General features: G+C 46.3%; 16 protein-coding genes and 1 pseudogene. 15 read left to right on the top strand and 2 right to left on the bottom strand.

Features of this window, described 5'->3' with window-relative positions:
* The first annotated feature begins 196 nt into the window (after positions 1 to 196).
* From adhE to H065_RS0122150, 10 genes and pseudogenes are all read left to right on the top strand, one after another.
* Complete coding sequence (adhE, locus tag H065_RS0122200) at positions 197 to 2,809, top strand: bifunctional acetaldehyde-CoA/alcohol dehydrogenase (RefSeq protein WP_017815300.1); 2,613 nt, start codon at positions 197 to 199, stop codon at positions 2,807 to 2,809.
* Positions 2,810 to 3,979: 1,170 nt separating this feature from the next.
* Positions 3,980 to 6,247 carry a formate C-acetyltransferase gene (pflB, locus tag H065_RS0122195; protein WP_017815299.1) on the top strand — a complete coding sequence of 756 codons (2,268 nt, stop codon included), beginning with the start codon at positions 3,980 to 3,982 and terminating at the stop codon, positions 6,245 to 6,247.
* A 308-nt stretch (positions 6,248 to 6,555) separates the two neighbouring features.
* A complete protein-coding gene (gene pflA / locus H065_RS0122190; RefSeq protein WP_026136392.1) occupies positions 6,556 to 7,293 on the top strand; it encodes a pyruvate formate-lyase-activating protein in 738 nt (245 codons plus the stop codon).
* Positions 7,294 to 7,598: 305 nt separating this feature from the next.
* Entirely contained in the window at positions 7,599 to 9,221 is a 1,623-nt protein-coding gene (locus tag H065_RS0122180; protein ID WP_017815296.1) for a glycoside hydrolase family 3 N-terminal domain-containing protein, read from the top strand.
* A 251-nt stretch (positions 9,222 to 9,472) separates the two neighbouring features.
* Positions 9,473 to 11,707, top strand: a complete 2,235-nt coding sequence (locus H065_RS0122175; RefSeq protein WP_017815295.1) for a stalk domain-containing protein — start codon at positions 9,473 to 9,475, stop codon at positions 11,705 to 11,707.
* Between the two features lie 290 nt (positions 11,708 to 11,997).
* Positions 11,998 to 12,429: pseudogene (locus tag H065_RS26620) on the top strand (Fur family transcriptional regulator); the annotation flags it as partial.
* Positions 12,430 to 12,539: 110 nt separating this feature from the next.
* On the top strand, positions 12,540 to 12,860 hold the full coding sequence (yidD, locus tag H065_RS0122165) for a membrane protein insertion efficiency factor YidD (RefSeq protein WP_017815293.1): 321 nt from the start codon (positions 12,540 to 12,542) through the stop codon (positions 12,858 to 12,860).
* A 430-nt stretch (positions 12,861 to 13,290) separates the two neighbouring features.
* Positions 13,291 to 15,324 carry a methionine--tRNA ligase gene (gene metG, locus H065_RS0122160; RefSeq protein ID WP_017815292.1) on the top strand — a complete coding sequence of 678 codons (2,034 nt, stop codon included), beginning with the start codon at positions 13,291 to 13,293 and terminating at the stop codon, positions 15,322 to 15,324.
* 220 nt (positions 15,325 to 15,544) lie between these two features.
* Complete coding sequence (gene mntR, locus H065_RS0122155; RefSeq protein WP_017815291.1) at positions 15,545 to 15,970, top strand: transcriptional regulator MntR; 426 nt, start codon at positions 15,545 to 15,547, stop codon at positions 15,968 to 15,970.
* Positions 15,971 to 16,151: 181 nt separating this feature from the next.
* Complete coding sequence (locus H065_RS0122150; protein ID WP_017815290.1) at positions 16,152 to 17,783, top strand: family 10 glycosylhydrolase; 1,632 nt, start codon at positions 16,152 to 16,154, stop codon at positions 17,781 to 17,783.
* 150 nt (positions 17,784 to 17,933) lie between these two features.
* Here the strand turns inward: H065_RS0122150 and H065_RS0122145 are convergent, their stop codons facing one another.
* On the bottom strand, positions 17,934 to 18,329 hold the full coding sequence (locus H065_RS0122145; protein ID WP_152425972.1) for a hypothetical protein: 396 nt from the start codon (positions 18,327 to 18,329) through the stop codon (positions 17,934 to 17,936).
* Between the two features lie 5 nt (positions 18,330 to 18,334).
* On the bottom strand, positions 18,335 to 19,327 hold the full coding sequence (locus H065_RS0122140) for a DUF1385 domain-containing protein (protein ID WP_017815288.1): 993 nt from the start codon (positions 19,325 to 19,327) through the stop codon (positions 18,335 to 18,337).
* A 277-nt stretch (positions 19,328 to 19,604) separates the two neighbouring features.
* Between H065_RS0122140 and H065_RS0122130 the strand changes: the two genes are divergently transcribed.
* The 5 genes from H065_RS0122130 (at position 19,605) to accC (ending at position 25,094) form a co-directional block, all read left to right on the top strand.
* Complete coding sequence (locus tag H065_RS0122130; protein WP_017815287.1) at positions 19,605 to 20,681, top strand: M24 family metallopeptidase; 1,077 nt, start codon at positions 19,605 to 19,607, stop codon at positions 20,679 to 20,681.
* 295 nt (positions 20,682 to 20,976) lie between these two features.
* Entirely contained in the window at positions 20,977 to 21,534 is a 558-nt protein-coding gene (gene efp / locus H065_RS0122125; protein ID WP_017815286.1) for an elongation factor P, read from the top strand.
* Between the two features lie 254 nt (positions 21,535 to 21,788).
* The gene (locus H065_RS0122120; protein WP_026136390.1) at positions 21,789 to 23,042 is read left to right on the top strand and encodes an aspartate kinase; all 1,254 of its coding nucleotides are present in this window, start codon (positions 21,789 to 21,791) and stop codon (positions 23,040 to 23,042) included.
* 184 nt (positions 23,043 to 23,226) lie between these two features.
* Entirely contained in the window at positions 23,227 to 23,709 is a 483-nt protein-coding gene (accB, locus tag H065_RS0122115; protein ID WP_017815284.1) for an acetyl-CoA carboxylase biotin carboxyl carrier protein, read from the top strand.
* A 41-nt stretch (positions 23,710 to 23,750) separates the two neighbouring features.
* Complete coding sequence (gene accC / locus H065_RS0122110; RefSeq protein ID WP_017815283.1) at positions 23,751 to 25,094, top strand: acetyl-CoA carboxylase biotin carboxylase subunit; 1,344 nt, start codon at positions 23,751 to 23,753, stop codon at positions 25,092 to 25,094.
* Positions 25,095 to 25,105 lie beyond the last annotated feature (11 nt).

Below are 25,105 nucleotides of genomic sequence, written 5' to 3'. Positions count from 1 at the left end.
TTAAATTTAAACTTTGTGATTATTTTCACTTATATTATAACGCGAGTTAGTTCAAAATGCAAAAAGAAAAAAGAAGATGATTAAGTTTTTAAAAATAAAAATTGATTGTGAAAAAAATCACATTATGATTTATATCTCTATGCTATGATCAGTGCGTAGACAGAAAGCACCACACATTCTGAGGAGGATGAGAGAAATGGCTGTTAAAAATGATGCCACTCGCACCGTAGAAGTTACTGCACAGGAAGAAATTCAAAAAATGATCGACAAAGCAAACAAAGCACAAGCCGCATTTATGAAAATGAATCAGGAACAAATTGATGAAGTTGTACAGGCCATGGCACTTGCCGGACTGGACAAGCACATGTATCTCGCCAAGCTGGCTGTTGAAGAAACAGGCAGAGGGGTATATGAAGACAAAATCACCAAAAACATCTTTGCGACTGAATATATATATCACAGCATCAAAAACGAAAAAACAGTTGGTATCATTGAAGACAATGCATACGACAACTTCCAGAAAATCGCTGAACCGGTTGGCACAATCATGGGGATCACTCCGGTAACCAACCCGACATCAACTACAATGTTCAAAGCGTTGATCGCTATCAAGACACGTAACCCAATTATCTTCGGTTTCCACCCATCTGCACAACAATGCAGTAAGGAAGCTGCAAGAATCCTGCTCGAAGCAGCTGTCAAACATGGTGCTCCTGCAGATTGTATCCAGTGGATCGATAATCCTTCCATGGATAAAACGAATGCATTGATGAATCATCCTGATGTAGCATTGATTCTGGCTACTGGCGGTGGCGCAATGGTCAAAGCAGCTTATAGCTGCGGTAAACCGGCGCTGGGCGTAGGTCCTGGTAACGTACCTGCCTTTATCGAGAAAAGTGCGGATCTCAAACAGGCTGTAACCGACCTGATCCTGTCCAAATCGTTTGATAATGGTATGATCTGCGCATCCGAACAAGCTGTTATCATCGAAGAGCCCGTATTCGAGCAAGTGAAAAAACTGATGATCGACAATGGCTGCTATTTCCTTAATAAAGAAGAAGTTGGCAAACTGACTGCAGGTGCTATGAATGTAGAGAAATGTGCAGTCAACCCGGCAATCGTCGGTCAACCAGCAACCAAAATCGCTGAAATGAGCGGTATCACTGTTCCGGCAGGAACCAAAATCCTGGTTGCCGAACTGGAAGGCGTAGGCACCAAATATCCATTGTCCGCTGAAAAATTAAGTCCTGTACTGGCTTGTTATAAAGTGAAAAATGCAGAGCAAGGTATCGAGCGTGCTGCACAAGTTGTTGAATTCGGCGGTATGGGTCACTCTTCGGCGATCCATTCCAACAATGATGAAGTCATCCAGAAATTCGCAGATCGTCTGCAAACCGGACGTATCATCGTGAATTCTCCTTCGACACATGGCGCTATTGGCGACATTTACAATACGAACCTGCCTTCCCTGACATTGGGCTGCGGATCGTATGGACGTAACTCGACATCTTCCAATGTAACAGCAGTCAATCTGATTAACGTGAAAAGGGTGGCGCGTCGTACCGTGAATATGCAATGGTTCAAGATTCCTTCCAAAGTATACTTTGAAAAAGGTTCGACTCAATATCTGGCTAAAATGCCAAACATCAGCCGTGTTATCATCGTTACTGACCCAATGATGGTACAACTGGGATATGTAGAAAAAGTAGAGCACTATCTGCGTCAACGTCAGACACCGGTAGCAATCGAAGTATTCTCCGACGTAGAGCCGGATCCATCGACGACTACAGTAGAACGCGGTCGCCAAATGATGGAACGCTTCCAGCCTGACTGCATTATCGCACTGGGCGGCGGATCACCAATGGATGCTGCCAAAGGTATGTGGCTGTTCTATGAATACCCTGATGTAGAATTCGATAACCTGAAACAAAAATTCATGGATATCCGCAAACGGATCTACAAATATCCACATCTGGGACAAAAAGCGCAATTTGTTGCTATCCCTACCACTTCGGGTACAGGTTCGGAAGTAACATCGTTCGCGGTTATTACAGACAAAGAAAAAGGCAACACCAAATATCCTCTGGCAGACTATGAACTGACTCCAGACGTAGCGATTGTAGACCCTGAGTTCGTCTACTCCCTGCCACGTGTAGCTGTAGCAGATACCGGTATGGACGTACTGACTCATGCGATTGAAGCGTATGTATCGAATATGGCTAACGACTACACTGATGGTCTGGCGATCAAAGCGATCCAACTGGTATTCCAATACTTGGAGCAATCCGCACTGCAAGGCGACAAACTGGCTCGTGAGAAAATGCATAATGCTTCGACAATCGCCGGTATGGCCTTTGCAAATGCCTTCCTGGGTATTAACCACAGCTTGGCGCACAAATGGGGCGGACAATATCATACTGCACACGGACGTACCAACGCGATCCTGATGCCGCATGTTATTCGCTACAATGCGAAAAAACCAACCAAATTCGCATCGTTCCCTAAATACTCGCACTTCATCGCTGACGAACGTTACGCTGAAATTGCCCGTATCCTGGGACTGCCAGCACGTACTACCGAAGAAGGTGTAACCAGCCTGATCAATGCTATCCGTGATCTGAACCGCAAACTGGGTATCCCTGAATCGTTCGAAGCATTGGGCTTTGATGCCAAAGACTTCGAAGCACATGTCGATTACCTGGCTGATCGCGCATTTGAAGATCAATGTACAACTGCCAATCCTAAAATGCCGCTGGTGACCGAACTGGCTGATGTATACCGCAACGCTTTCTACGGCAAATTTGAGTAAGACCATAGACCAACGCAAGTTGCTTATAAATAGCAGCAAGCCGCTTATAATTGTATAACGTAGTTTATTGATAATCGGGATTGCTTCCACTTAGCTGCTGTACGCAGAGGGTGGGAGCAATTCTTTTATTATTTCGTCTAGTCGCATATCATTGGGCTGCAACTGCAACTGCAACTGCAACTTTTAATGTTGAACTTATAAATAAATGAATGGATGGGTCTGGTTAATGGGAAGGGGAGGTAGCAAGCGCTCCGGTAAGGGAATTCTCCTTCCGGCCTCCGGTTAAGAATGGATATGTCTGAATCACCGCTTGCAGCGGTACATATCCATTCTTAAATATCGGCTTGAAGGAGAATTCCCTTATCTTCGCTGCGAGTAGTCTAGTTTATGAATAGCTGAATTCATTTGCAGCAGTATATGCATTTTCGTGTTGATTAATTCATACCAGAGAGGGGATGATAGATGGAAATTTAGCATGATGAAAATAAAATGATGTCGCACCGTGCACCTTCTAATGATGCAATAAGCACGGAACGGAAGAAAGGAAATAAGAGCAGTGACGACGTTTAAGCCTGAAGATTCACCTTTTTTCTAACATTTCAGAATCTCCAGGCTTAACAGGAGGAGCAGCTCTTGTTCCTTTCTAGAGTGGTGAATGAGTGCTGCATGAATAGCGAATCAGTAATGAATAATCATTTTAACAAATTGTCTTATCATAAATTAAGCGTTCCAGCCACATTTCTGCAGAGGACAAATCTGTAAAGTATTCATTCCAAAGCAATGGTGCAGCCATAACTCTATCGCTAATTTTCTTCAAAGTGATGTATTATCATTTTGAACACTTCAAACTTGCAGCAACTGTATCTCTATTTCGATACCCGCTGTACTGCTGGTTGGCTGGAGTGGGCAATAAAATGGTGTTCTATAATCTAGAACTTCAGCTGCAGCGTACTAATCTGTTATATATTTAAAATTATGCTGTACCAGTGACAGAAAGTGATAAAAATCATATTTTGTCTCTTTTTTTGTGATATATGTCACATACTCAAACGGGTCTGTCCGTCATAATAAAGACATAGCCGGAGCACACAGTAGCCGGTCCAATGTTTAGTCAAGGTACAGCTACAATATCATTTGTGATTAAATTCACAAATTATGGAGGGATTATCAATGTCGGTAATCGAGAGAAATGTAATGGACCAGTCACAACAGGATGCATGGAGAGGTTTTAACAAAGGGAAATGGACCAACCATGTTGATACTAAAAACTTTATTGATGAGAATATCAATCCTTACCTTGGAAATGAATCATTCCTGGCAGGACCTACTCAAAATACAAATGATCTATGGAAAATCGTATCCCAGCTCTCCAAAGAAGAACGTGAAAGAGGCGGCGTATGGGACGTTGATGTCAACACACCAGGTTCGATCACATCCCATGGTCCTGGTTACTTGGACAAAGAAAAAGAACAAATCGTCGGTGTACAGACAGATGAGCCTTTCAAACGTTCTATTCAACCTTACGGTGGTATTCGGATGGTTATCGATGCTTGTAAAGCTTACGGCTTTGAAGTTCCACAATCCATCGTCGATACATTCACCAATATTCGCAAAACACATAACCAGGGTGTATTCGATGCTTACACTGCAGAGATTCGTGCAGCCCGCAAATCGGGTATCGTAACGGGTCTGCCAGATGCTTATGGCCGCGGTCGTATCATTGGTGACTATCGCCGGGTAGCATTGTACGGTGTGGACTTCCTGATGAAACAAAAACAACAAGAACATGATCAAACTATTGGCGAAGGCATGGATGAAGCAACGATCCGCTTGCGTGAAGAAATCAGCGAGCAGTATCGTGCACTGAATGAACTGAAACAAATGGCAGCAGCTCACGGTATGGACATTTCCAAACCAGCTCAAAATGCCAAAGAAGCTTTCCAATGGCTGTACTTCGGTTACCTCGCTGCTGTCAAAGAACAAAATGGTGCGGCAATGTCTCTTGGACGCGTATCTTCGTTCCTGGATATTTACATCCAGCGTGATCTGCAAGAAGGCACATTAAATGAAGAAACCGCTCAGGAACTGGTTGACCATTTCGTAATGAAACTGCGTATCGTCAAATTCCTGCGTACTCCGGATTACAATGATCTGTTCAGTGGTGATCCAACATGGGTAACCGAGTCGATCGGTGGTATGGCAGTTGATGGTACAACAAGAGTAACGAAGAGCAGCTTCCGCTTCCTGCATACCCTCTACAATCTGGGACCTGCACCGGAACCGAACCTGACTGTTCTCTGGTCCGAAAAACTGCCAGAAGGCTTCAAAAAATATTGTGCCAAAGTATCGATCGAAACCAGCTCCATCCAGTATGAAAATGATGATCTGATGCGTCCAATCTATGGCGATGACTATGGTATTGCTTGCTGCGTATCCGCAATGCGTATCGGTAAACAAATGCAGTTCTTCGGCGCTCGTGCCAACCTGGCCAAAACGCTGCTGTACGCAATCAACGGTGGTAAAGACGAGAAATCCGGCGCTCAAGTAGGCCCTGAATTCCCGGCAATCACTTCCGAATATCTGGACTATGATGAAGTGATCGCACGCTACAAACCAATGATGCAGTGGCTGTCCAAAGTGTACATGGATGCACTGAACATCATTCACTACATGCATGACAAATACAGCTACGAACGTATCGAAATGGCACTGCACGATCGTGATATCCTGCGTACCATGGCTTGCGGTATTGCCGGTCTGTCAGTAGCAGCCGATTCACTGAGTGCTATCAAATATGCCAAAGTTAAACCTATTCGTAACGAACAGGGCATTGCAATAGATTTCGAAATCGAAGGCGAATTCCCTTGCTATGGTAACAATGATGATCGTGTTGACCAGATTGCTGTTGAACTCGTTGAAACATTCATGGGTATGATTCGTCAGCACAAAACGTATCGTGAAGCTGTACCTACTCAATCCGTACTGACCATTACTTCTAACGTTGTATACGGCAAGAAAACAGGTACTACACCAGATGGACGTAAAGCAGGCGAACCATTCGCACCAGGTGCCAACCCAATGCACGGACGTGACAAAAAAGGTGCCTTGGCATCTCTGAGCTCTGTTGCCAAACTGCCATACGAACACAGCTTGGATGGTATTTCCAATACCTTCTCGATCGTGCCAAAAGCACTGGGTAAAGAAGAAGAAATCCGCAAATCTAACCTGGTTGCCATGCTGGATGGATACTTCGGCAGCGATGCGCATCACCTGAACGTCAACGTCTTTGATCGTGAACAGCTGATCGACGCTATGGATCATCCAGAAAACTATCCACAGCTGACAATCCGCGTATCGGGTTACGCTGTTAACTTTATCAAATTGACACGTGAACAACAGCTGGACGTTATCAACCGTACGTTCCACAACGCAATGTAATAAACCGTACAAAATGTAATAAAAAGCATAAACAACTTATCAATAAATTACCGCACCAATGCTTGCCAACTGCAATCTTTTAGAAATTGGCGTTTCTCCCGACATAGAGCGGAGAGTAAATGGAATTGCTCAGACGCCGCCTTTGTGCCAGGATATCGACTGCTTCAGCAGTCATTCCAGATATCCTGACACAACAAGCGGCAGAAGAGCAATCCATTTACTCGAAGCGGTGTCACTCTAGAAACCTCGCTAATTCCTACCTGAATCTGCTTGGCAAATCACACCACAAGGAAAGGGGCTGAATGATCATGGTAACAGGCCGTGTTCACTCGCTGGAAACATTCGGTACTGTCGATGGTCCAGGTATTCGTTTCGTATTATTTATGCAGGGGTGTCTGATGCAATGCCAGTATTGTCATAATCCCGATACCTGGAATCTGGACGGAGGCAAGGTAATGCAGCTGGAAGAAGTGCTGGCTGAGATTGAACCTTACCTCAATTATTACCGCAGTTCTGGCGGTGGACTAACCGTATCGGGCGGTGAACCGACTCTTCAGGCTCCTTTTGTCAAAGCATTGTTCAAAGCGGTAAAAGAACGCTGGAATCTGCATACTACCCTGGATAGTAACGGATACAATGATGGGGAAAAGATTCATGAATTGTTGGACGTGACCGATCTGGTTATGCTGGATCTGAAACATATCAATAATGAAAAGCACAAAAAGCTGACAGGAGTATCCAATGAGCGTACGCTGAAACTGGCACAGTGGTTATCGGATCATGACCGCAAAATGTGGATACGCCATGTGTTTGTACCCGGCATTCATGATGCTGAAGAAGATCTGATTGCGCTGGGCGAATTTATCGGTACCCTAAAAGGTGTAGAAAAATTCGAAATCCTTCCTTATCACCAGATGGGCATTTACAAATGGCAGTCGCTGGGCCGCATCTATCCGCTGGATGGCGTGCCTTCACCGACTGATGAAGAAGTGGAACGTGCCTATCGCCTGATCGAACAAGGTCGCCGCCAGGTAACCTGCGTATAACTTTGTAATTCTCCGATATATGCACAAGATACAGGCACTGTACATGCCGCTGCAATATGGACGTTTTATTGTAAATGATTGGGTCAGAATGCATTCGGGGGGATGCAGGATGAAAATCATAACAGGCATGTGCCGGAAAGAGCTTTTCTGTCCTTTGGGATAGAGAGGTTTTTTCTTGTCTATATCCAATGGAAATACATGATCATTACAGGGGTCAAGCAGGATAAAGAGAGCTTCTTGTTGTCCTCAGAACATGATCGTATACTGAAGGAGCATAACCAGTCCATGATACAGGGAGGATATACATGAATATGTTTCAGTTATCGGATCTGACGCTTGATCAGAAAATCGGACAGTTATTTATAGGTGGTTTCCATGATATTGTGCCGGACGAACAGGTGAAAATATTAATTGAACAGTATGCTATAGGCGGAGTAATCTATTTTCGCCGTAATATAGGTACACCGCAGCAAATTATTCAGTTATCTACCGACCTTCAGCAGATGGCTGCCTCTAGCGAGCTGCCTCCTTTATTCATTTCGATTGATCAGGAGGGTGGCATGGTCAGCCGAATCGATCGGGAAGAGCTTAGTCTCATTCCGGGCAATATGTCGCTTGGCGCAGCAGATCATCCGGAACTGACGGGGCAAGTGGCTGCTATCAGTGCGCGTGAGCTTCGCATGCTGGGGATTAATCTCAATCTCGCTCCCTGTATCGATGTAAATAATAATCCCCGTAATCCGGTTATTGGTGTACGATCTTATTCGGAAAAGCCAGACAAAGTCGCAGAGCATGGAGCGGCAGCTATTACAGCTATGCAGGCAGAACAGGTTGCTGCAACGGCCAAACATTTTCCTGGACATGGCGATACCGATACAGACTCCCATTATGGGCTGGCTTCTGTGCCTTATGACAGGAGCAGGCTGGAGAGTGTAGAACTGCTTCCTTTTCAGCGTGCTATTGAAGCTGGAGTAGATTTGATCATGTCTGCTCATGTTATCTTCCCGGCGTTCGAACCGGAACAGATCCCAGCGACTTTATCCCCGTCAGTATTGACCGGACTACTACGTGAGCAGATGGGGTTCCAGGGGCTGATTATTACCGACTGTTTGGAAATGCATGCTATTGCCAAGCATTTTCCTATTCCTGAAGCAGCAGTGCGATCCCTGCAGGCAGGTGCCGATCTCCTGTTAGTTAGTCATACACTGACCGATCAGGTGGCTGCTATTGAAGCGGTTCGTGCAGCGGTAGCCGAAGGGAGACTGACCGAAGAACGCATTGATGAGTCCGTTCAGCGAATTTTATCACTTAAGGCAAGAAGGGAAATGAATCAGCCTATTCGGAAAGATGCTGACCAGGCAATTCGCCTGCATACCTCTGAATCGGAAAAGGTGCTTCGTGAAGCTTCCTTACGCAGTATCACCGTTGTCAAAGATAATGGACAGCTGCCGCTGTCGATCAAGCAGCAGGGTCTGGTCATTTGGCTACAGGTGACCCGGGAGACCGAAGTGGATGAACCTGCTGGTCATCAGACAAGTCTGGCTGAGGCACTTCGTGCATACCATATAGTGACAGATGAGATGGTTGTAGATGCCGAACTGGAAAATGCGCAGATTGAACAGGTGATGCGTCGTGCACAGACAGCAGACTTTATCCTGATGGCAACCTATACGTCAGCCGGTGAGCTTCCGGCAGGGCAAGCCCGACTTACTGCGGCACTTGCAGCATTACCCGATCTTCCGGTCATCGTAATATCGGTACGCAATCCATACGATATGAATCACCTGCCCGAAGTGGATACGTATATCTGTTGTTATGAAAATCGTAAATACACCATCGAAGCACTCGCAGCTGTTTTAACAGGAAACCAGCCTTCCACTGGCAAACTGCCAGTCAGCCTGAATGAATATTATCCTGCCGAAGTATAAACAAGTCATCGTGCTTAACATAAATAGTACAGTTGGATGGGGATATACATTCCCATCCATTTTGACTAATACTTGTCGTAGCTGTCAGCCTATTTGTGTCTAAAATGTGAATGGCGAAAAAAGCGGCAAGCTTTCCTCAAGAACAGAGAAACTTTTTACAAAGTGCTGCGTCTTAATAATGTGTCATTTCGGGGGGATTCTATTTTTATAGATTTAAATTACAGTAGATTGCTACAAGAAGGAGTCGAATAATGAAATTCAAGAAGAGTTTTCTAGTGGCTGTACTCGCCTCTACACAAATCGTTGCTGCATTCCCTGCCAGTCAGGCATTTGCGGCAGAAGGCGATACAGACACGGGTATTGTACAGGACGTGTACGATAATGCCCCAAATACCTATACCGTTCCATCCATCAATCCTACTACAGATACTACCGGGACTGATGATCAGACAGGAGTAGACGACGGCACTACAGATGAGGCTACTTCACCTGCAGATCCAGCGACTACACCAGCTGTACCCGCTACACCAACGCCCACTGCACCTACTACACCAGCTGCGCCTACTACAAGCCAGCCATCTGTAGTAACAGATGTATACTCTGCAGGGCCTAACAAATTGATCTTCATGATGAATTCCAATCAGATTTACCGTGATGGTAAATTGTATTATTCCAACCAGCCGATGACGGTTAAAAATGGAGTATCCTATGTATCTGTGCGTGCACTGGTAGAGCGTGTTGGACTGACGCTTACATATGATTCCAAGACCAAAGAAACCGTTATGAAAAAAGACGGTAAAGAGCTGCGTTTCACAACAGACAGTAAGTATTACACAGTAGATGGTGTACGTACACTGATGAAAGGCCCTTCTTACCAACAGAAAAGTGTATTCATGGTACCGCTGACTTCCATCACGGCTGCACTGAATATTCCATATACAGTACAGGGCAAAATGGTGATCATGGATCTGCAGGTAAAACCTACGGCTTCCTTTACGGTATCGCCTACTGCGATCTATGCTACACAGACAACTGTACAGTACACCACCAAATCAACAACATCTGATGGTGGTCCGGTTGCCGATGAGCGCTGGACAGGCCGCGAAGATATTTTCGCTGAAGCAGGAGCTCATGTGGTTACGTATCAGGTGATGGATTCTACCGGACAATGGAGTGATCCATACACGGTAACGATCAATGTACTTCCTCCGAACCAACCACCGGTAGCCATGTTCACAACAAACAGCGAATCGTACCGTATGGGTGAAGTCATCAACTATACAGATATGAGTACAGATGATGAGAATGCTATCGATGCAACCAAAACACAGTGGGTCAACAAGGAACTGGCTTTCTTTACACCAGGACCGCAGACGATTACGCTGACAGTAACCGATAAACACGGTGCTACAGGAACTTATAGCAAGACAATTAACATTACCAATGACACACTCTACACAGCAGAGCAGTTCTATCCGCTGTTTACACCGATTGGTGACTCTTTCAATATTAATGGTGCCGAGATTCCAACATGGCAGACGATGACGTCCGAAGTGACTTCGGAGCCAGTACGTTTGATCCGCAGTAACAGCCCGGAGAGAACATTGTCCGAAGGTATTGTTTATCAAGAGACGGCTACCGGCCCAACACGTCTGATGGTTCACCATCTGAACGAAACCGGCAAACGCGTTAAGATGTACGTTATTGCAACCAATACCAATGCTACACCTGCAACCCTGAATATTCAGGATGTAGGTTTCGGTGGTCCTAACCCTTATGCAACTGCTGCGGGTAAAGTTTCCATTGACCGTTATTACAAATCTCTTCAATCCGGTGCGGATGCACAAACGGTAGTGATTCAGCCGGGACAAAGTCAAATCATTTTCAATCAGCTGAATGCAACGACTATCAAACCGGATAATGTTATCTCCCTGTATGGTGATCTGGTAAGTGACGCTGCAGTTCAATATACAGTTATGATGGTTGATGAAAATGCAGATCCAATCGCTTCCATGGCTACCTTGCCTAAACTGGATCGCGATGGTATCCATAACCGTGGTACGTATGATAATGCAACACGCATTATGCATGTACCTGGCCTGATCGGTAATTCCAATGTACGTATTCCACTGGGCGACAACAATAGCGATCCTAACCTCACAGGTACAGATCCATTGTCCATGACCGAAGCATCCAATGCAGGTAACTTTGGTGTACTGTACAAAATCAAGCTGGATATGGTAGCACCAAACACACTGATTTCCTTTAATGCCCGTGGTGGTCGTTACTCCGGTTACATTTTTGTGAATGGTGTCAGCACAGCGATTAAAAACAACGGTGCAGCTACTTCCGCCAACGATAATGTAGTTATCTATCGTACCGGAGCACTGGATACAGAATCTGTAGAGATCTGGTTCACAGCAGCACCGGGCAGTAACTTGCCAGTTAACTTGCTGTTTAATCAGCTGCCAGCCAAAAAGCAGTAATCCATACAAAGAAGTAATGATTACATGTTGTTCCAACCGAAATGAAAATGCAGCTGCATAGCTGCCTAATATTGAAGCCGGAGTCTGCCATGCAGCTCCGGTTTTTATTTATTCATACCGGGTTGCGCTAAATCAGAATCACCTTTAGAATCAGACTGATGAACCAAAAATATTGTATGCAGAACTCGGCATTATTCTTTTTTTGGTGTATAATAGTTATTATTACGAATAAAATACAAACAATGGTTAAAAATAGAAATGAGCTAGAGCCATGACAGGAGGAGCGACTCATGCTGTCTACTGAGGAAATTATTAATATTATGTCAAAACAGGGACTGCGGATTACTGATCAACGCCGTACGCTGGCCAAACTGTTCGCGGAAGCGCCGGGTTATCTGACAGCCAAAGATGTCTATGAATATATGGGACAAAAATACAGCGGACTCAGCTTTGATACCGTGTACCGTAATCTGCGGGTCATGCAGGAACTTGGCGTGCTGGAGCAGATCGTATTCGAAGATGGTGTCAAATTCAAGAGCCACTGCAGTCAGGATCATCATCACCATCATATGATTTGTTTGCAGTGCGAGAAAACGTACCCGATCGCTTTTTGTCCGATGGATATGACGGATATGCCCGAGCAATTTGAAGTTATCCGCCACAAGTTCGAAGTATTTGGTTATTGCAAAGACTGCCGGATGCAGCTGGGCAATCTGCCGGCAGATGAGCAGTCGACTGCCAGCAAGGGCGGAGATGGCAAAGAAGGACCGGCGTTACATCTGAAAACCAGTGTACCGGCTGATCAGACCGAGTATGCGGCAGGCAGAAGCCAGTGAATAAGCCGCAGAAATGGAGCCGCCGAGCTGTGCAGGTGCCAATCCATATTTATCGCAAATTCATTTCTCCACTCAAGCCACCGAGCTGCCGATTCTATCCGACCTGCTCCCAGTATGCTCTGGAAGCGATTGAAGTTCATGGAGTGTTCAAAGGCAGTCTAATGGCAGCAATACGTATCGGGAAATGTCATCCGTTTCATCCGGGAGGTATCGATCCGGTACCACCTGCCAAAGAGCGCAGAGATCCTACATCGGGTCATGCAGCCGCTTCTTCATCCGAAGAGCCTGGGCTCATGCAAAGCCGTCGTAATGCTTGACAGCTTCCCAAATAATTAGGTATATTCAATTACACAAGTCACATATACGTTTCCAGTGAATGGATAAGTATACGGGTTAGGCCCAGTACAGAGAGCCGGAGCAGCTGTGAACCGGTCTGGGAGCCGCTGTAGAAGATGGTCCGGGAGGAACTGGAGTCGAGCGCATAACACTCGCTGAGGGTGTGATACGTAAGGCTGCAGCGTGAGCCAGCGTTAATGGCCGGCCTGCAAGGGCCGCTGAGCCTGCTGATGCAAATGAGCAGGGAAGTTGGGTGGTAACACGTGAGTATAAGCTCTCGTCCCATTAGGGACGGGGGCTTTTTGTTGTGCGCTCAGCCTCAGCATCCTGTCGAATATATTGTATTGTACCGGCTTATCTACCGTTATACCGACTGCTGTGTTCGTTGATTCTAACCAAGGAGGAATAATAATGTCTGACAACAAAACGTTCTATATTACAACACCAATCTATTATCCAAGTGACAAGCTTCATATCGGTCACGCTTATACAACTGTAGCCGGTGATGCTATGGCTCGTTACAAGCGTATGAGAGGGTATGAGGTACGTTATCTGACCGGAACCGATGAACACGGCCAGAAGATCGAGCGCAAAGCCGAAGAGAAAGGACAGACGCCGCAGCAATTTATCGATGGCATCGTAGAAGGGATCAAAAGCCTGTGGAGCAAGCTGGATATTTCCTATGACGATTTTATCCGTACAACCGAAGATCGCCACAAAAAAGTAGTACAGGAAATTTTTGATCGTCTGCTGAAGCAGGGCGACATTTACAAAGGAGAATACGAAGGCTGGTACAGTATTCCGGATGAAACCTATTATACCGAGACCCAGCTGGTCGACGTCGTGCGTAATGACAAAGGCGAAGTAATCGGCGGGAAAAGCCCCGATAGCGGTCATCCGGTTGAACTGGTCAAAGAAGAATCCTATTTCTTCCGTATGAGCAAATATGCGGATCGTCTGCTGCAATACTATCAGGATCATCCTGACTTTATTCAGCCGGAGTCCCGCAAGAACGAAATGATCAACAACTTTATCAAACCGGGTCTGGAAGATCTGGCTGTATCCCGTACTACCTTTGACTGGGGTGTCAAAGTAAAAGACGATCCGAAGCATGTTGTCTACGTCTGGATCGATGCATTGTCCAACTACATTACAGCGCTGGGTTATGGTACGGAAAATCCGGAGCTGTTCAACAAGTTCTGGCCGGCTGATATTCACCTGGTCGGCAAAGAGATCGTGCGTTTCCATACCATCTACTGGCCGATCATGCTGATGGCACTGGATATCCCCCTGCCTAAAAAAGTATTCGGTCACGGCTGGCTGCTGATGAAAGACGGCAAAATGTCCAAGTCCAAAGGCAATGTAGTCGATCCGGTAACGCTGATTGATCGCTACGGCCTGGATGCGCTGCGTTATTACCTGTTGCGTGAAGTGCCTTTTGGTTCAGATGGTACCTTTACACCGGAGAGCTTTGTAGATCGTGTCAATTCCGATCTGGCCAATGATCTGGGCAACCTGCTTAACCGTTCGGTTGCGATGATCGATAAATACTGCGGTAGCGTGATTCCTGCTTATGCCGGTCGTGTACTCGAAGTAGACGGACTGCTCGAAGATACGGTTCAACAGACAATCGACAAAGTCGAACAGGCGATGGAGAAGCTGGAATTCTCGGTAGCACTGACAGCGATCAGTCAGCTGATCAGCCGTACCAATAAATACATCGACGAAACCCAGCCATGGGTACTGGCCAAAGATGAAGCTAATCGTGCCCAGCTGGATTCGGTGATGTATCATTTGGCAGAGTCCCTGCGGATTATTTCCGTCCTGCTGCAGCCGTTCCTGACACGTGCACCGAAGCAGATCAGCGAACAAATTGGCGCAACGGCTGAAGAGCTGAACACGTGGGACAGCATCCGTACGTACGGACAGATTCCTGCAGGTACCGGTGTAGTAAAAGGCGACCCGATATTCCCTAGACTCGATGCCAAAGAAGAAGTGGCATATATTGTCGAAGCTATGGGCGGCGTACTCAAAGCAGCCGAAGATACAAGCAATCAGGCAGCTACAGAGCAGCAGACCGTCACAACACCAGTACCAGCTGCTGAGCCAATCGAAGAAAAGGCAGAAATCAGTATTGATGACTTTGCCAAAGTGGAACTGCGTGTAGCTCAGGTCATTTCTGCTGAACCGGTAAAAAAAGCGGATAAACTGCTGAAACTGCAGCTTGATCTGGGTACAGAGCAGCGCCAGGTGGTATCCGGTATTGCCAAATTCTACACTCCGGAAGAGCTGGTAGGTCGTAAAGTGATTTGCGTAACCAACCTCAAACCGGTCAAATTGCGCGGTGAAGAATCACGCGGTATGATCCTGGCAGCTTCCCATGGAGATCAGCTGACACTGGCTACAGTGCCGGACGGCATGCCTAATGGAGCAGTTGTAAAGTAAAATCGGCAGGCGTATGAGCCGGCTGTCATCATAACCGGAGAACCTTCAATGCATGGTCTTTGCGGCATCATTGAAGGTTCTTTTTATGGTGAAAAACGCTGTTAAAACTTGCCAAGCTGTCTACATTCCATGTATGATTATTGAATGAATTATGTGCCTGATACGTATACTACGGCACTCGTATCACAAATAAGAAAGTGTATGCCAAAGGGGGAGCAAGATGCCAACGCCCAGTATGGAAGACTATTTGGAGCGCATCTACAAGCTGATTGATCAGAAGGGATATGCGCGTGTATCGGACATTGCGGAGGGACTGGAAGTTCATCCTTCATCCGTAACGAAGATGATCCAGAAGCTGGATAAGGATGAATATCTGATTTATGAGAAATACCGCGGACTGGTACTGACCAGCAAAGGAAAAAAGATGGGCAAGCGTCTCGTAGACCGCCATCAGTTGCTGGAAGATTTTCTGGGTATTATCGGTGTGAATCCCGATTATATATATAAGGACGTTGAAGGCATCGAGCATCATTTGAGCTGGGATTCGATCACCCAGATCGAGACACTGGTCGAATATTTCCGCCGCGATCCGGAGCGTGTAGCCGAACTGCAAAGACTGCAAAATGAGCTAATTAGCGATTCATAGGGCAGACATCTGTCGATTATCTGGCAGATGTCTTTTATTTTGTCCGCAACTTTTGAAGAATGAACAGGTCTAATTAAATGAAGTGATTACAAGTGATTTAGCCCTAATATGAAAAGTAGTCGTAAAGAAGCCAACAGCCAAGCCAATTCAAGCATGTAAAAGATTTACTGGAGGTACATGGATGAAAATTTATCGGTATTTATCATTATTTCTCGCTATTGTCGTTGTCTTTCCATTGGTGAGCAGTACATTGTACGCCGCCGACACCAACATCAAAATCGTACTGGATGGCAAAGCTATTCAGGGAGACGCTGCTCCGTATATTACCAGTGATACCAATGTCACTATGGTACCGCTGCGCCTGATCAGTGAAAATATGGGTGCCGAGATTGCATGGGATCAGACAAGCAGTACAGTTACCATTACTCATGGTAACGACAAGCTGGTTCTTACAGCCGGACAACCTACAGCTACAGTAAATAGCAAGTCGGTTGCACTGGATACATCGGTGCAGATCAAGAACGGCCGTGTAATGGTGCCGCTGCGCTTTATCGGTGAAGGGCTCGGTCTTGGCGTTAACTGGAATCAGTCTACGCAGACAGTAACGCTGACAACTGGAGGTGGTTCAGGTTCCAGTACAGGCAGTGCTGATGGAAAAGGAAGTACACTGAATGCTTCACCGTCTACCAAACCGACAGGCAACGGCACAACAGCATCCAAAGAGCTGCGCGGAGCGTGGATCTCTACCGTGTTTAATCTGGACTGGCCAAGCAGCTCCAACGCAGCCAAACAAAAGCAGGAGTTTTCCAAACAGCTGGATGATCTGCAATCCATGGGTATGAATGCGGTTTTCGTACAGGTACGTCCTTCGGGAGATGCATTGTATCAATCGGCAACGATGCCATGGTCCAAGTTCCTGACCGGCACCCAGGGCAAAAATCCTGGTTATGATCCACTGGAATACATGGTATCCGAAGCGCATAAGCGCGGTATGGAAATCCATGCCTGGTTCAATCCTTTCCGGGCAACGACCGATTCCAAGACAGCCACACTGGCTTCCAATCATGTCGTGCGTCAACATCCGGACTGGGTGATTTATTTTGACGGCAAGTATTATATCAATCCGGGTATTCCGGCAGCCCGTCAATCCATCATCGATACCGTAATGGAAGTCGTGAATAACTATGATGTAGATGGTGTCCATATGGATGACTATTTCTACCCATCATCCGAGACGTCTTCCAAGAAATTTAACGATGACAAGGCTTATACTGCTTACAAAGGCAACTCTACAAGCAAAAGTGAATGGAGACGCAACAATATCAACAGTTTTGTCCGTGATCTGGGCAAATCCATTCATGCGTCCAAGCCATCTGTACGTTTCGGGATTAGCCCGTTCGGCGTATGGCGTAACAAATCCAATGATATTACCGGTTCCGATACCAAGGCGGGTGTAACTGCATATGACAGCATGTACGCTGATACACGCACATGGATCAAAAACGGCTGGATCGATTATATCGCTCCGCAAGTATACTGGAGCTTCTCTTTACCGGCAGCTCATTATGATAAGGTAGTAGACTGGTGGGCCAATGAGACCAAGAATACGGGAGTCGATCTGTATATCGGTCAAGCCATTTACAAAATCAACACACCGGAAATTGGCTGGAATACATCCAACGAGATCATTAATCAAATGAAATATAATGAGAAATATAGTAATATCAAAGGCAGTATCTTCTTCAGCTACAAGGACCTGAAAAAGAATCCACTGGATATTGTCAGCAAGCTTAAATCCTATTGGAATCTGTAATAGTAATGAATATTCACCAAGCGATCCGTGTCATAAGCGCAAGATAATCATTATAAACATTAAAAAAACGCCCCCTGCGTATGAGCAGGGGGCGTTTTTGGTAGGAAAGATGCTGTGCAAATATCATTTCCAAGTGTATAAAAAGTTTGTTTAATGAAATTTCGGTACATCCTCATCATCTTTGCCTTTGTTGCCCTGGATGACCTGGAATGGGTAATTCTTTTTGGGTTTGCCGGATGGAGATGGAGTGCTTTTGGCAAATGGAGCAGATTTACTCGATGTTTTATACTGGCTTTGCTGTGATTTGAGTTTTGCCATTGTACGTGCAGAAGGCTTTATTTTTGGCTGTTTGCTCATACCGACAGTAGTTCTGGAAGAACGAAGCAGCATAAACGCAATTGCCAAAATAACTACTGTTACAATCAATCCGCCCCAGTTAAAAGTGGCAGGCATGAATATCATCCGATATATCGATGAAGCGAGTCCAATCACAGCCAGCAGTATCATCACGACAAAAATAATCAATTGAGTAGGTGACCTTCTCATTTTTATCATCCTTTCACAGGGTCAGGAGAAACTTCGGGAACTGCAGATGATGCAGACGCATGAGCCAGCTGCGCATCCAGTTCACGCATCCGATTAAAGGAAGCAATCGATACTTCCAGCTGATCCAGCGTAGGCTCTTTGGTTGTCAGCAGCTGCAGCCAAAGACCTGGATAACCGAGATAGCGAAGCACTGGAATATCACGCAAATTATTCGTAAACTTCAAAAATTCAAAGGATACACCAATAACAAGAGGAAGCAAGATAATACGCTGCAGGATTCGTTCAGCAAGTCCATCCCAGGGGAACAAGGAATAAATAATGACGCCGATAATGACCGTCAGAATAATAAAGCTGCTGCCGCAGCGGTAATGCAGACGGCTGAATCTTTGTACGCTTTCTGGTGTTAATTCAGCTTTATTCTCAAAAGCGGTAATAACTTTGTGTTCGGCTCCATGATATTGGAACAGTCGCTTGATCAGTGGTGTCTGGGAAATCCCCCATAGATAGACCAACAGCAGTATGATTTTAATAACCCCTTCTAGCACAGTATGCAAAAACAGGTTATGGAACAGGTTTTTGAACAGTAGACCTTCGAGCATAGCGGGTACGATTGTAAAGATCAGCTTGCCGACGATCAGAGACAACACACCGACTACGGCTACACCCAGAACCATGCTGAGACTTCTTTTGGATTCTTCTTTTTGTTTCTGCTGGGCATATTCTTCGGGGTCCATCTGATCCTCGGAATAGGCATCTGCAGCATAGTTAAGATGCTTGGAGCCTTTGGCGCTGGAATCAATCAGACTGATAATACCGCGCAGAAGTGGAATGCGGCGGAGTGTACGAACCCAGGATTTATCCTGTCTGGGAACTTCCAGGTAGGTGATCTCACCATCTTTGCGTCTTACGGCGGTTACGTTGACGTGCTTTCCGCCAAACATGACGCCTTCGATTACAGCCTGGCCGCCATAGCTAACTGGAGTGGATTGTTTTGGCAAATCGTGTCACCCTTCCATTATTCTTCATCATCCAGGAAGATGATGGTTTCGCTTATTCTATTGCCGGATTCAAAAAAAGTTTGCCGGCTAAGCATTTCTTGTACTACAGACATGCTTGATACTCATATTGTAGCGGATTTTACTTACCATTACCAGAATATGCAGAGTAGGGTCAAAAAGTGAATTATTTAACTGACTATTCTCAAAAATGCGCAGGGTATGGTAAAATAATCTCTGGCTATTTGCAAGACAGAACGGAGCGAAGGGGAGAGGTTCAATGAGTACAGTACGTTTAAATAAATTGCGTCAGGCCATGAAGGAACGCCAGCTTGAAGCGATGTTCATCACAAGCAGTGTTAACCGCAGATATTTGACTGGATTTACCGGTTCGGCAGGCTATGTTATCGTAACGGCAGAACAGGCTTATTTATTAACCGATTTCCGTTATATGACCCAAGCGCCTGAACAGGCCAAAGCGTTCACCGTGGTCGAGCATGCTCCAAACGTAGTGGATACGATCAAAGAACTGCTTTCCAAATGGGGTGTAGGATCGATCGGTTTTGAACAGGATCAGGTCCCTTACAGCAGGTATGCCGCTTACAAGCAGCATCTGGCTCCAGTGGAACTCGTACCGGTCTCCGGTATGCTTGAGGGCATCCGTAACTTCAAGGATGCAGAAGAAATTGCCATTATCGAACAGGCGACTGCAATTGCCGATCGTACGTATGACCATATTCTGAGCTATATCAAGCCAGGAGTTACCGAGAAGGAACTGGAATTGGAAATGGAATTTTTCATGCGCCGTCAGGGAGCATCTGGTCCGTCATTCGAGACCATCGTCGCTTCGGGCGTACGTTCTGCTCTGCCGCATGGAGTAGCCAGTGACAAGCCGATCGGTCATGATGAATTTATTACGTTTGATTTTGGTGCTATCTATAATGGATACGTATCTGATCTCACACGTACGGTATTCGTCGGTACACCGTCGGACAAACACCGTGAAATTTACAATGTTGTACTGGAATCCCAGCTGCATACCTTGCAGCATCTGAAACCGGGAATGAGTGGCAAGGAAGCGGATGCATTATCACGTGATATTATCACGGCACATGGTTATGGAGACGCCTATGGTCACAGCGCCGGCCATGGTATCGGTCTGGAAGTACACGAAGAGCCACGTCTGTCCAAGCTCAGTGATACCGTGCTGCAGCCGGGTATGGTGGTTACCGTGGAGCCGGGCATTTACCTACCTGGATTCGGCGGTGTACGTATTGAGGATGATGTACTGATTACCGAAGATGGAATTCGTATTCTGACGCATTCCAGCAAAGAATTTACGATTTTACCGGTCTAAGCAGCTTCTTCCTGCACTTAGCAGGATCAGGAGCAATGTTTGCCGAATAAAATAAACTGGGATTGCTTCGATTGGACAGGCTGAACCATTACGTTTGTAAAAACGCTAACAGGATACCTCCCGAACGTTCGCTGATCACAGAGTTTAACCCTTTAAACAGAATATCCTGTAGATTATGGGGTATAGTACAATATATAGGCAGTCTGCCGGACAGCTCTTCAGGGAACTGTTCGGCTTTATAGATAGGCGTATATTGTATCAAACTTGGCTTTACCATATATGAGGAGGCGTTATTTTGATTTCAGTTAACGATTTTAAAACAGGTTTGACCGTAGAGGTAGAAGGCAACATCTACTCCGTTATTGAGTTCCAGCACGTAAAACCGGGTAAAGGTGCTGCATTCGTGCGCTCCAAGCTGAAAAACCTGCGTAACGGTAACATTGTTGAGCGCACATTCCGTGCAGGTGAGACTATTGCCCGTGCACAGATCGAAAACCGTGGCGTACAGTATCTGTATGCAAGCGGCAGCGAGCATGTATTCATGGACAATGAAACCTACGACCAGTTCGAGCTGAACGAAAGTCAGCTGGAATGGGAACTGAAATTCCTGAAAGAAAACATGACAGTTAACATCGTTAGCTACCAGGGCGAGATTCTTGGAATCAACCTACCAACATCTGTTGAGCTGGAAGTAACCGAGACAGAGCCGGGTATCAAAGGTAATACAGCTACTGGTGCTACGAAGAGTGCAACGATGGAAACCGGCCATATGGTTCAGGTTCCTCTGTTCATCAACCAGGGCGACAGACTGATCATCGATACACGCGAAGGTAAATACGTATCCCGCGCGTAATGATCTGCAAACAGGCGACTTCGCCATAATAGTGAAAGGCTGTTCCTTTATCCTTATGCAGGGTAAAAGGGACAGCTTTTTCTCTATAGATAAGAAATGCCTTGAAATTTGCGGTAGTACTTAGCGCGTTGTCGTATTATACTGATAAAGAATTAGTATTTTCATGCAAAAAAATGCATGTTATGCTGGATACGCTGTTCAATCCGGGCTGCGGCCTTGCTGTATGCCTGTATCAAGTAGGGAGTGAAGAGGTCTTGGCTTTGTACGTGATGAAGTTCGGCGGGAGCTCCGTCGGGGATATTGAGCGCATGCAACGTGTAGCAAAGCGCATTATTGAAAAGCAGGATGAAGGTCATCAATGTGTTGTAGTCGTCTCGGCAATGGGAGACACGACAGATGATCTGATTGACCAGGCACGACTACTGAATCCGAATCCGCCTGCGCGCGAAATGGATATGCTGATGACAGTCGGCGAGCAGATTTCTATTGCAATGCTGTCCATGGCGATTCACCAGCAAGGACGCGAAGCCGTATCCTTTACCGGTTGGCAGGCAGGTTTTGAGACCGAAGCGGACCATGGACGTGCACGGATCGTAGATATTCGTCCGGCCAAAGTACAACAGGCACTGGATGCAGGCAAAATCGTTATCGTTGCCGGTTTTCAGGGAACAACGGCAGATGGTGAGATTACTACATTCGGACGTGGTGGCTCCGATACGACAGCTGTTGCACTGGCAGCAGCGATTCAGGCGGATACATGCGAGATTTATACGGATGTTGACGGTATCTATTCCACAGATCCGCGTATCGTCAAATGTGCACGCAAACTGAATGAAATCTCTTATGACGAAATGCTGGAACTGGCTAACCTTGGCGCTGCTGTACTGCATCCGCGCGCAGTGGAATATGCCAAGCACAACAATGTACGTCTCGTTGTACGCTCCAGCTTTAACTATAATGAAGGAACCGTGGTGAAGGAGGAAGCAAGCATGGAACAGGGAGCAGTAGTCAGTGGGATCGCTTACGATAAAAACGTGGCGCGGATTACAATCAGAGGGGTTAACGACCTGCCTGGTGTACTCGCCAAAATGTTCGGTGAGCTGGCATCCGCCAAAATCGACGTTGATATTATCGTGCAAAGTGGTGTCATGAATGGCAAAGCAGACTTTTCCTTTACCGTCAGTCTCGAAGATCGTCTGGGCGCGCTGAATGTGATCGAGAATATTGGCGGTGAGCTTCCTTATGATGAAGTGACTTCCGAAGTGGATCTGGTCAAAGTATCTATTGTAGGCGCAGGTATGGTCAGCCATCCCGGTGTAGCTGCACAGATGTTCAAAGCTATTTCCGATCAGGGAGTCAGCATCAAGATGGTCAGCACCTCCGAAATCAAAGTGTCCTGTGTAATCGAAGCAGGAAGGCTTAATGATGTGGTATCTGCTCTGCATACTGCATATGGTCTGGATACCGAAGAACAGGCATTTGTCGGCGGACCGCAGGATCGTCGCTAATTTCTGGATATAAAGTCAATAATATATAGCGTTATTTATGGCGGGAACATCATTTTAAAGAAGATGTTCCCGCCTTTTTCATGAATATGCTATAATACATAGCGTTATGTGAAATTACCCCTAACTGAGTGTTTTACATTATACTCAGGTTACAGGCAAAGAAGCCAAAGGAGTGAATTAATAGATGTTTAAATTAAACGAAATTAAAGAGCTGATTCAACTGTTGGATGAGACGTCCGTTCAGGAAGTTGAAATCGAAAATGAAGGTTCCCGTCTGGTAATCCGCAAGCCGGGTAAAGCAGAGACTGTCTATGTACAGGCTCCAACTGCTGCACCTGTTATGCAGCAAGCCAGTCAACCAACTGCTGCACCACAAGCAGCACCTACAGCCCCAGCTGCGACGGCAGCACCGGAAGTGGATCCGACTCTACATACCATTGCATCTCCAATGGTCGGAACGTTCTACCGCTCCCCTTCTCCAGAAGCGGGTTCATTTACAGGTGTAGGCGAGAAAGTAACCCACAAATCCGTCGTATGTATCATCGAAGCGATGAAGCTGATGAACGAACTGGAAGCGGAAGTGAACGGAACGATCGTTGAAGTGCTTGCTGAAAACGGACAGCTCGTTGAATACGGACAGCCTCTGTTCCTGGTAAAACCGGAATAATCTGTGCTATTCGTGTATAAGGCCGGAGGAGGAAAAGCAAAATGAAATTTCAAAAAATATTAATCGCGAACCGTGGTGAAATTGCGGTTCGTATTATCCGTGCATGTCGTGAACTCGGCATCTCTACAGTAGCGGTCTATTCCGAAGCAGATCGTGATTCACTGCATGTTCGTCTTGCGGACGAAGCTTATTGCGTAGGACCTACGCTGTCGAAGGACAGTTATCTGAATCTAACCAACCTGATGAGTGTAGCAACACTGACAGAATGTGATGCGGTACACCCGGGGTACGGATTCCTGGCAGAAAACGCGGATTTTGCAGAAATCTGTGAATCCTGCAATATTACCTTTATTGGACCATCTCCCGATGCGATCAACCGTATGGGAGACAAATCCGAAGCGAAACGTACTATGCTGGAAGCAGGCGTACCGGTTATTCCGGGTTCCGACGGTATCGTCGAAGATCTGGATGAAGCGGTAAAAATCGCACGCGGAATCGGTTATCCGGTCATCATCAAGGCAACTGCCGGTGGTGGCGGTAAAGGGATTCGTCTGGCAGAAGATGAAGAGTCACTCGTTAAACAGATTACCAATGCCCAGCAGGAAGCCGAGAAAGCTTTTGGTAACGGCGGCGTATATCTGGAGAAGTATCTGACCGGTATGAAGCACGTTGAAGTGCAGATTATCGCCGACCGTCATGGCAATGCCGTGCATTTGGGTGAGCGCGATTGTTCCGTACAGCGTCGCCGTCAGAAACTGGTCGAAGAAGCACCATGTCCGGTACTGTCTCCGGAGCTGCGTGCCGAAATGGGAGCAGCAGCTGTACGTGCAGCACAGGCGGTTAATTACTCCGGTGCCGGGACGCTTGAATTCCTGCTTGGTCAGGATGGCCAGTTCTACTTTATGGAGATGAATACGCGTATCCAGGTAGAACATCCGGTAACGGAGATGGTCACTGGTGTTGATTTGATTCAGGAAATGATCCATGTGGCTGAAGGCAACCCGCTTTCCTTTACCCAGGAAGAAGTAAAAATCAACGGCTGGTCGATCGAATGCCGTGTGAATGCGGAAGACCCGGAGCGCAACTTTATGCCAAGTCCCGGCAAAATCGGATTCTACCTGCCGCCAGGTGGTCCAGGTGTACGTGTCGATAGTGGCGCATATCCAGGTTATACGATCTCCCCTTATTATGATTCGATGATCGCCAAGCTGATCGTATGGGCACCAACACGTGAAGAAGCGATTGCCAAAATGAAGCGTGCACTGGATGAATTCGCGATTGAAGGTATTCATACAACAATCCCGTTCCATATGCGTCTGCTGAGCCATGAGACGTTTGTGCGCGGTGATTTTGATATCAAGTTCCTCGAAGAAAACGAGGTATAATCCGGTTTGTC

Origin of the sequence: Paenibacillus shenyangensis (assembly GCF_000346635.1) — a bacterium.
Taxonomy (GTDB): Bacteria; Bacillota; Bacilli; order Paenibacillales; family Paenibacillaceae; genus Saccharibacillus; species Saccharibacillus dauci.
This window is presented reverse-complemented; position numbering and strand designations above follow the sequence as displayed.

Excerpts from the sequence above, each read along its gene's own strand:
- adhE (WP_017815300.1), top strand. The coding sequence starts at position 197 with ATGGCTGTTAAAAATGATGCCACTCGCACCGTAGAAGTTACTGCACAG.
- pflB (WP_017815299.1), top strand. The coding sequence starts at position 3,980 with ATGTCGGTAATCGAGAGAAATGTAATGGACCAGTCACAACAGGATGCA.
- pflA (WP_026136392.1), top strand. The coding sequence starts at position 6,556 with ATGGTAACAGGCCGTGTTCACTCGCTGGAAACATTCGGTACTGTCGAT.
- H065_RS0122180 (WP_017815296.1), top strand. The coding sequence starts at position 7,599 with ATGAATATGTTTCAGTTATCGGATCTGACGCTTGATCAGAAAATCGGA.
- H065_RS0122175 (WP_017815295.1), top strand. The coding sequence starts at position 9,473 with ATGAAATTCAAGAAGAGTTTTCTAGTGGCTGTACTCGCCTCTACACAA.
- metG (WP_017815292.1), top strand. The coding sequence starts at position 13,291 with ATGTCTGACAACAAAACGTTCTATATTACAACACCAATCTATTATCCA.
- mntR (WP_017815291.1), top strand. The coding sequence starts at position 15,545 with ATGCCAACGCCCAGTATGGAAGACTATTTGGAGCGCATCTACAAGCTG.
- H065_RS0122150 (WP_017815290.1), top strand. The coding sequence starts at position 16,152 with ATGAAAATTTATCGGTATTTATCATTATTTCTCGCTATTGTCGTTGTC.
- H065_RS0122145 (WP_152425972.1), bottom strand. The coding sequence starts at position 18,329 with ATGAGAAGGTCACCTACTCAATTGATTATTTTTGTCGTGATGATACTG.
- H065_RS0122130 (WP_017815287.1), top strand. The coding sequence starts at position 19,605 with ATGAGTACAGTACGTTTAAATAAATTGCGTCAGGCCATGAAGGAACGC.
- accB (WP_017815284.1), top strand. The coding sequence starts at position 23,227 with ATGTTTAAATTAAACGAAATTAAAGAGCTGATTCAACTGTTGGATGAG.
- accC (WP_017815283.1), top strand. The coding sequence starts at position 23,751 with ATGAAATTTCAAAAAATATTAATCGCGAACCGTGGTGAAATTGCGGTT.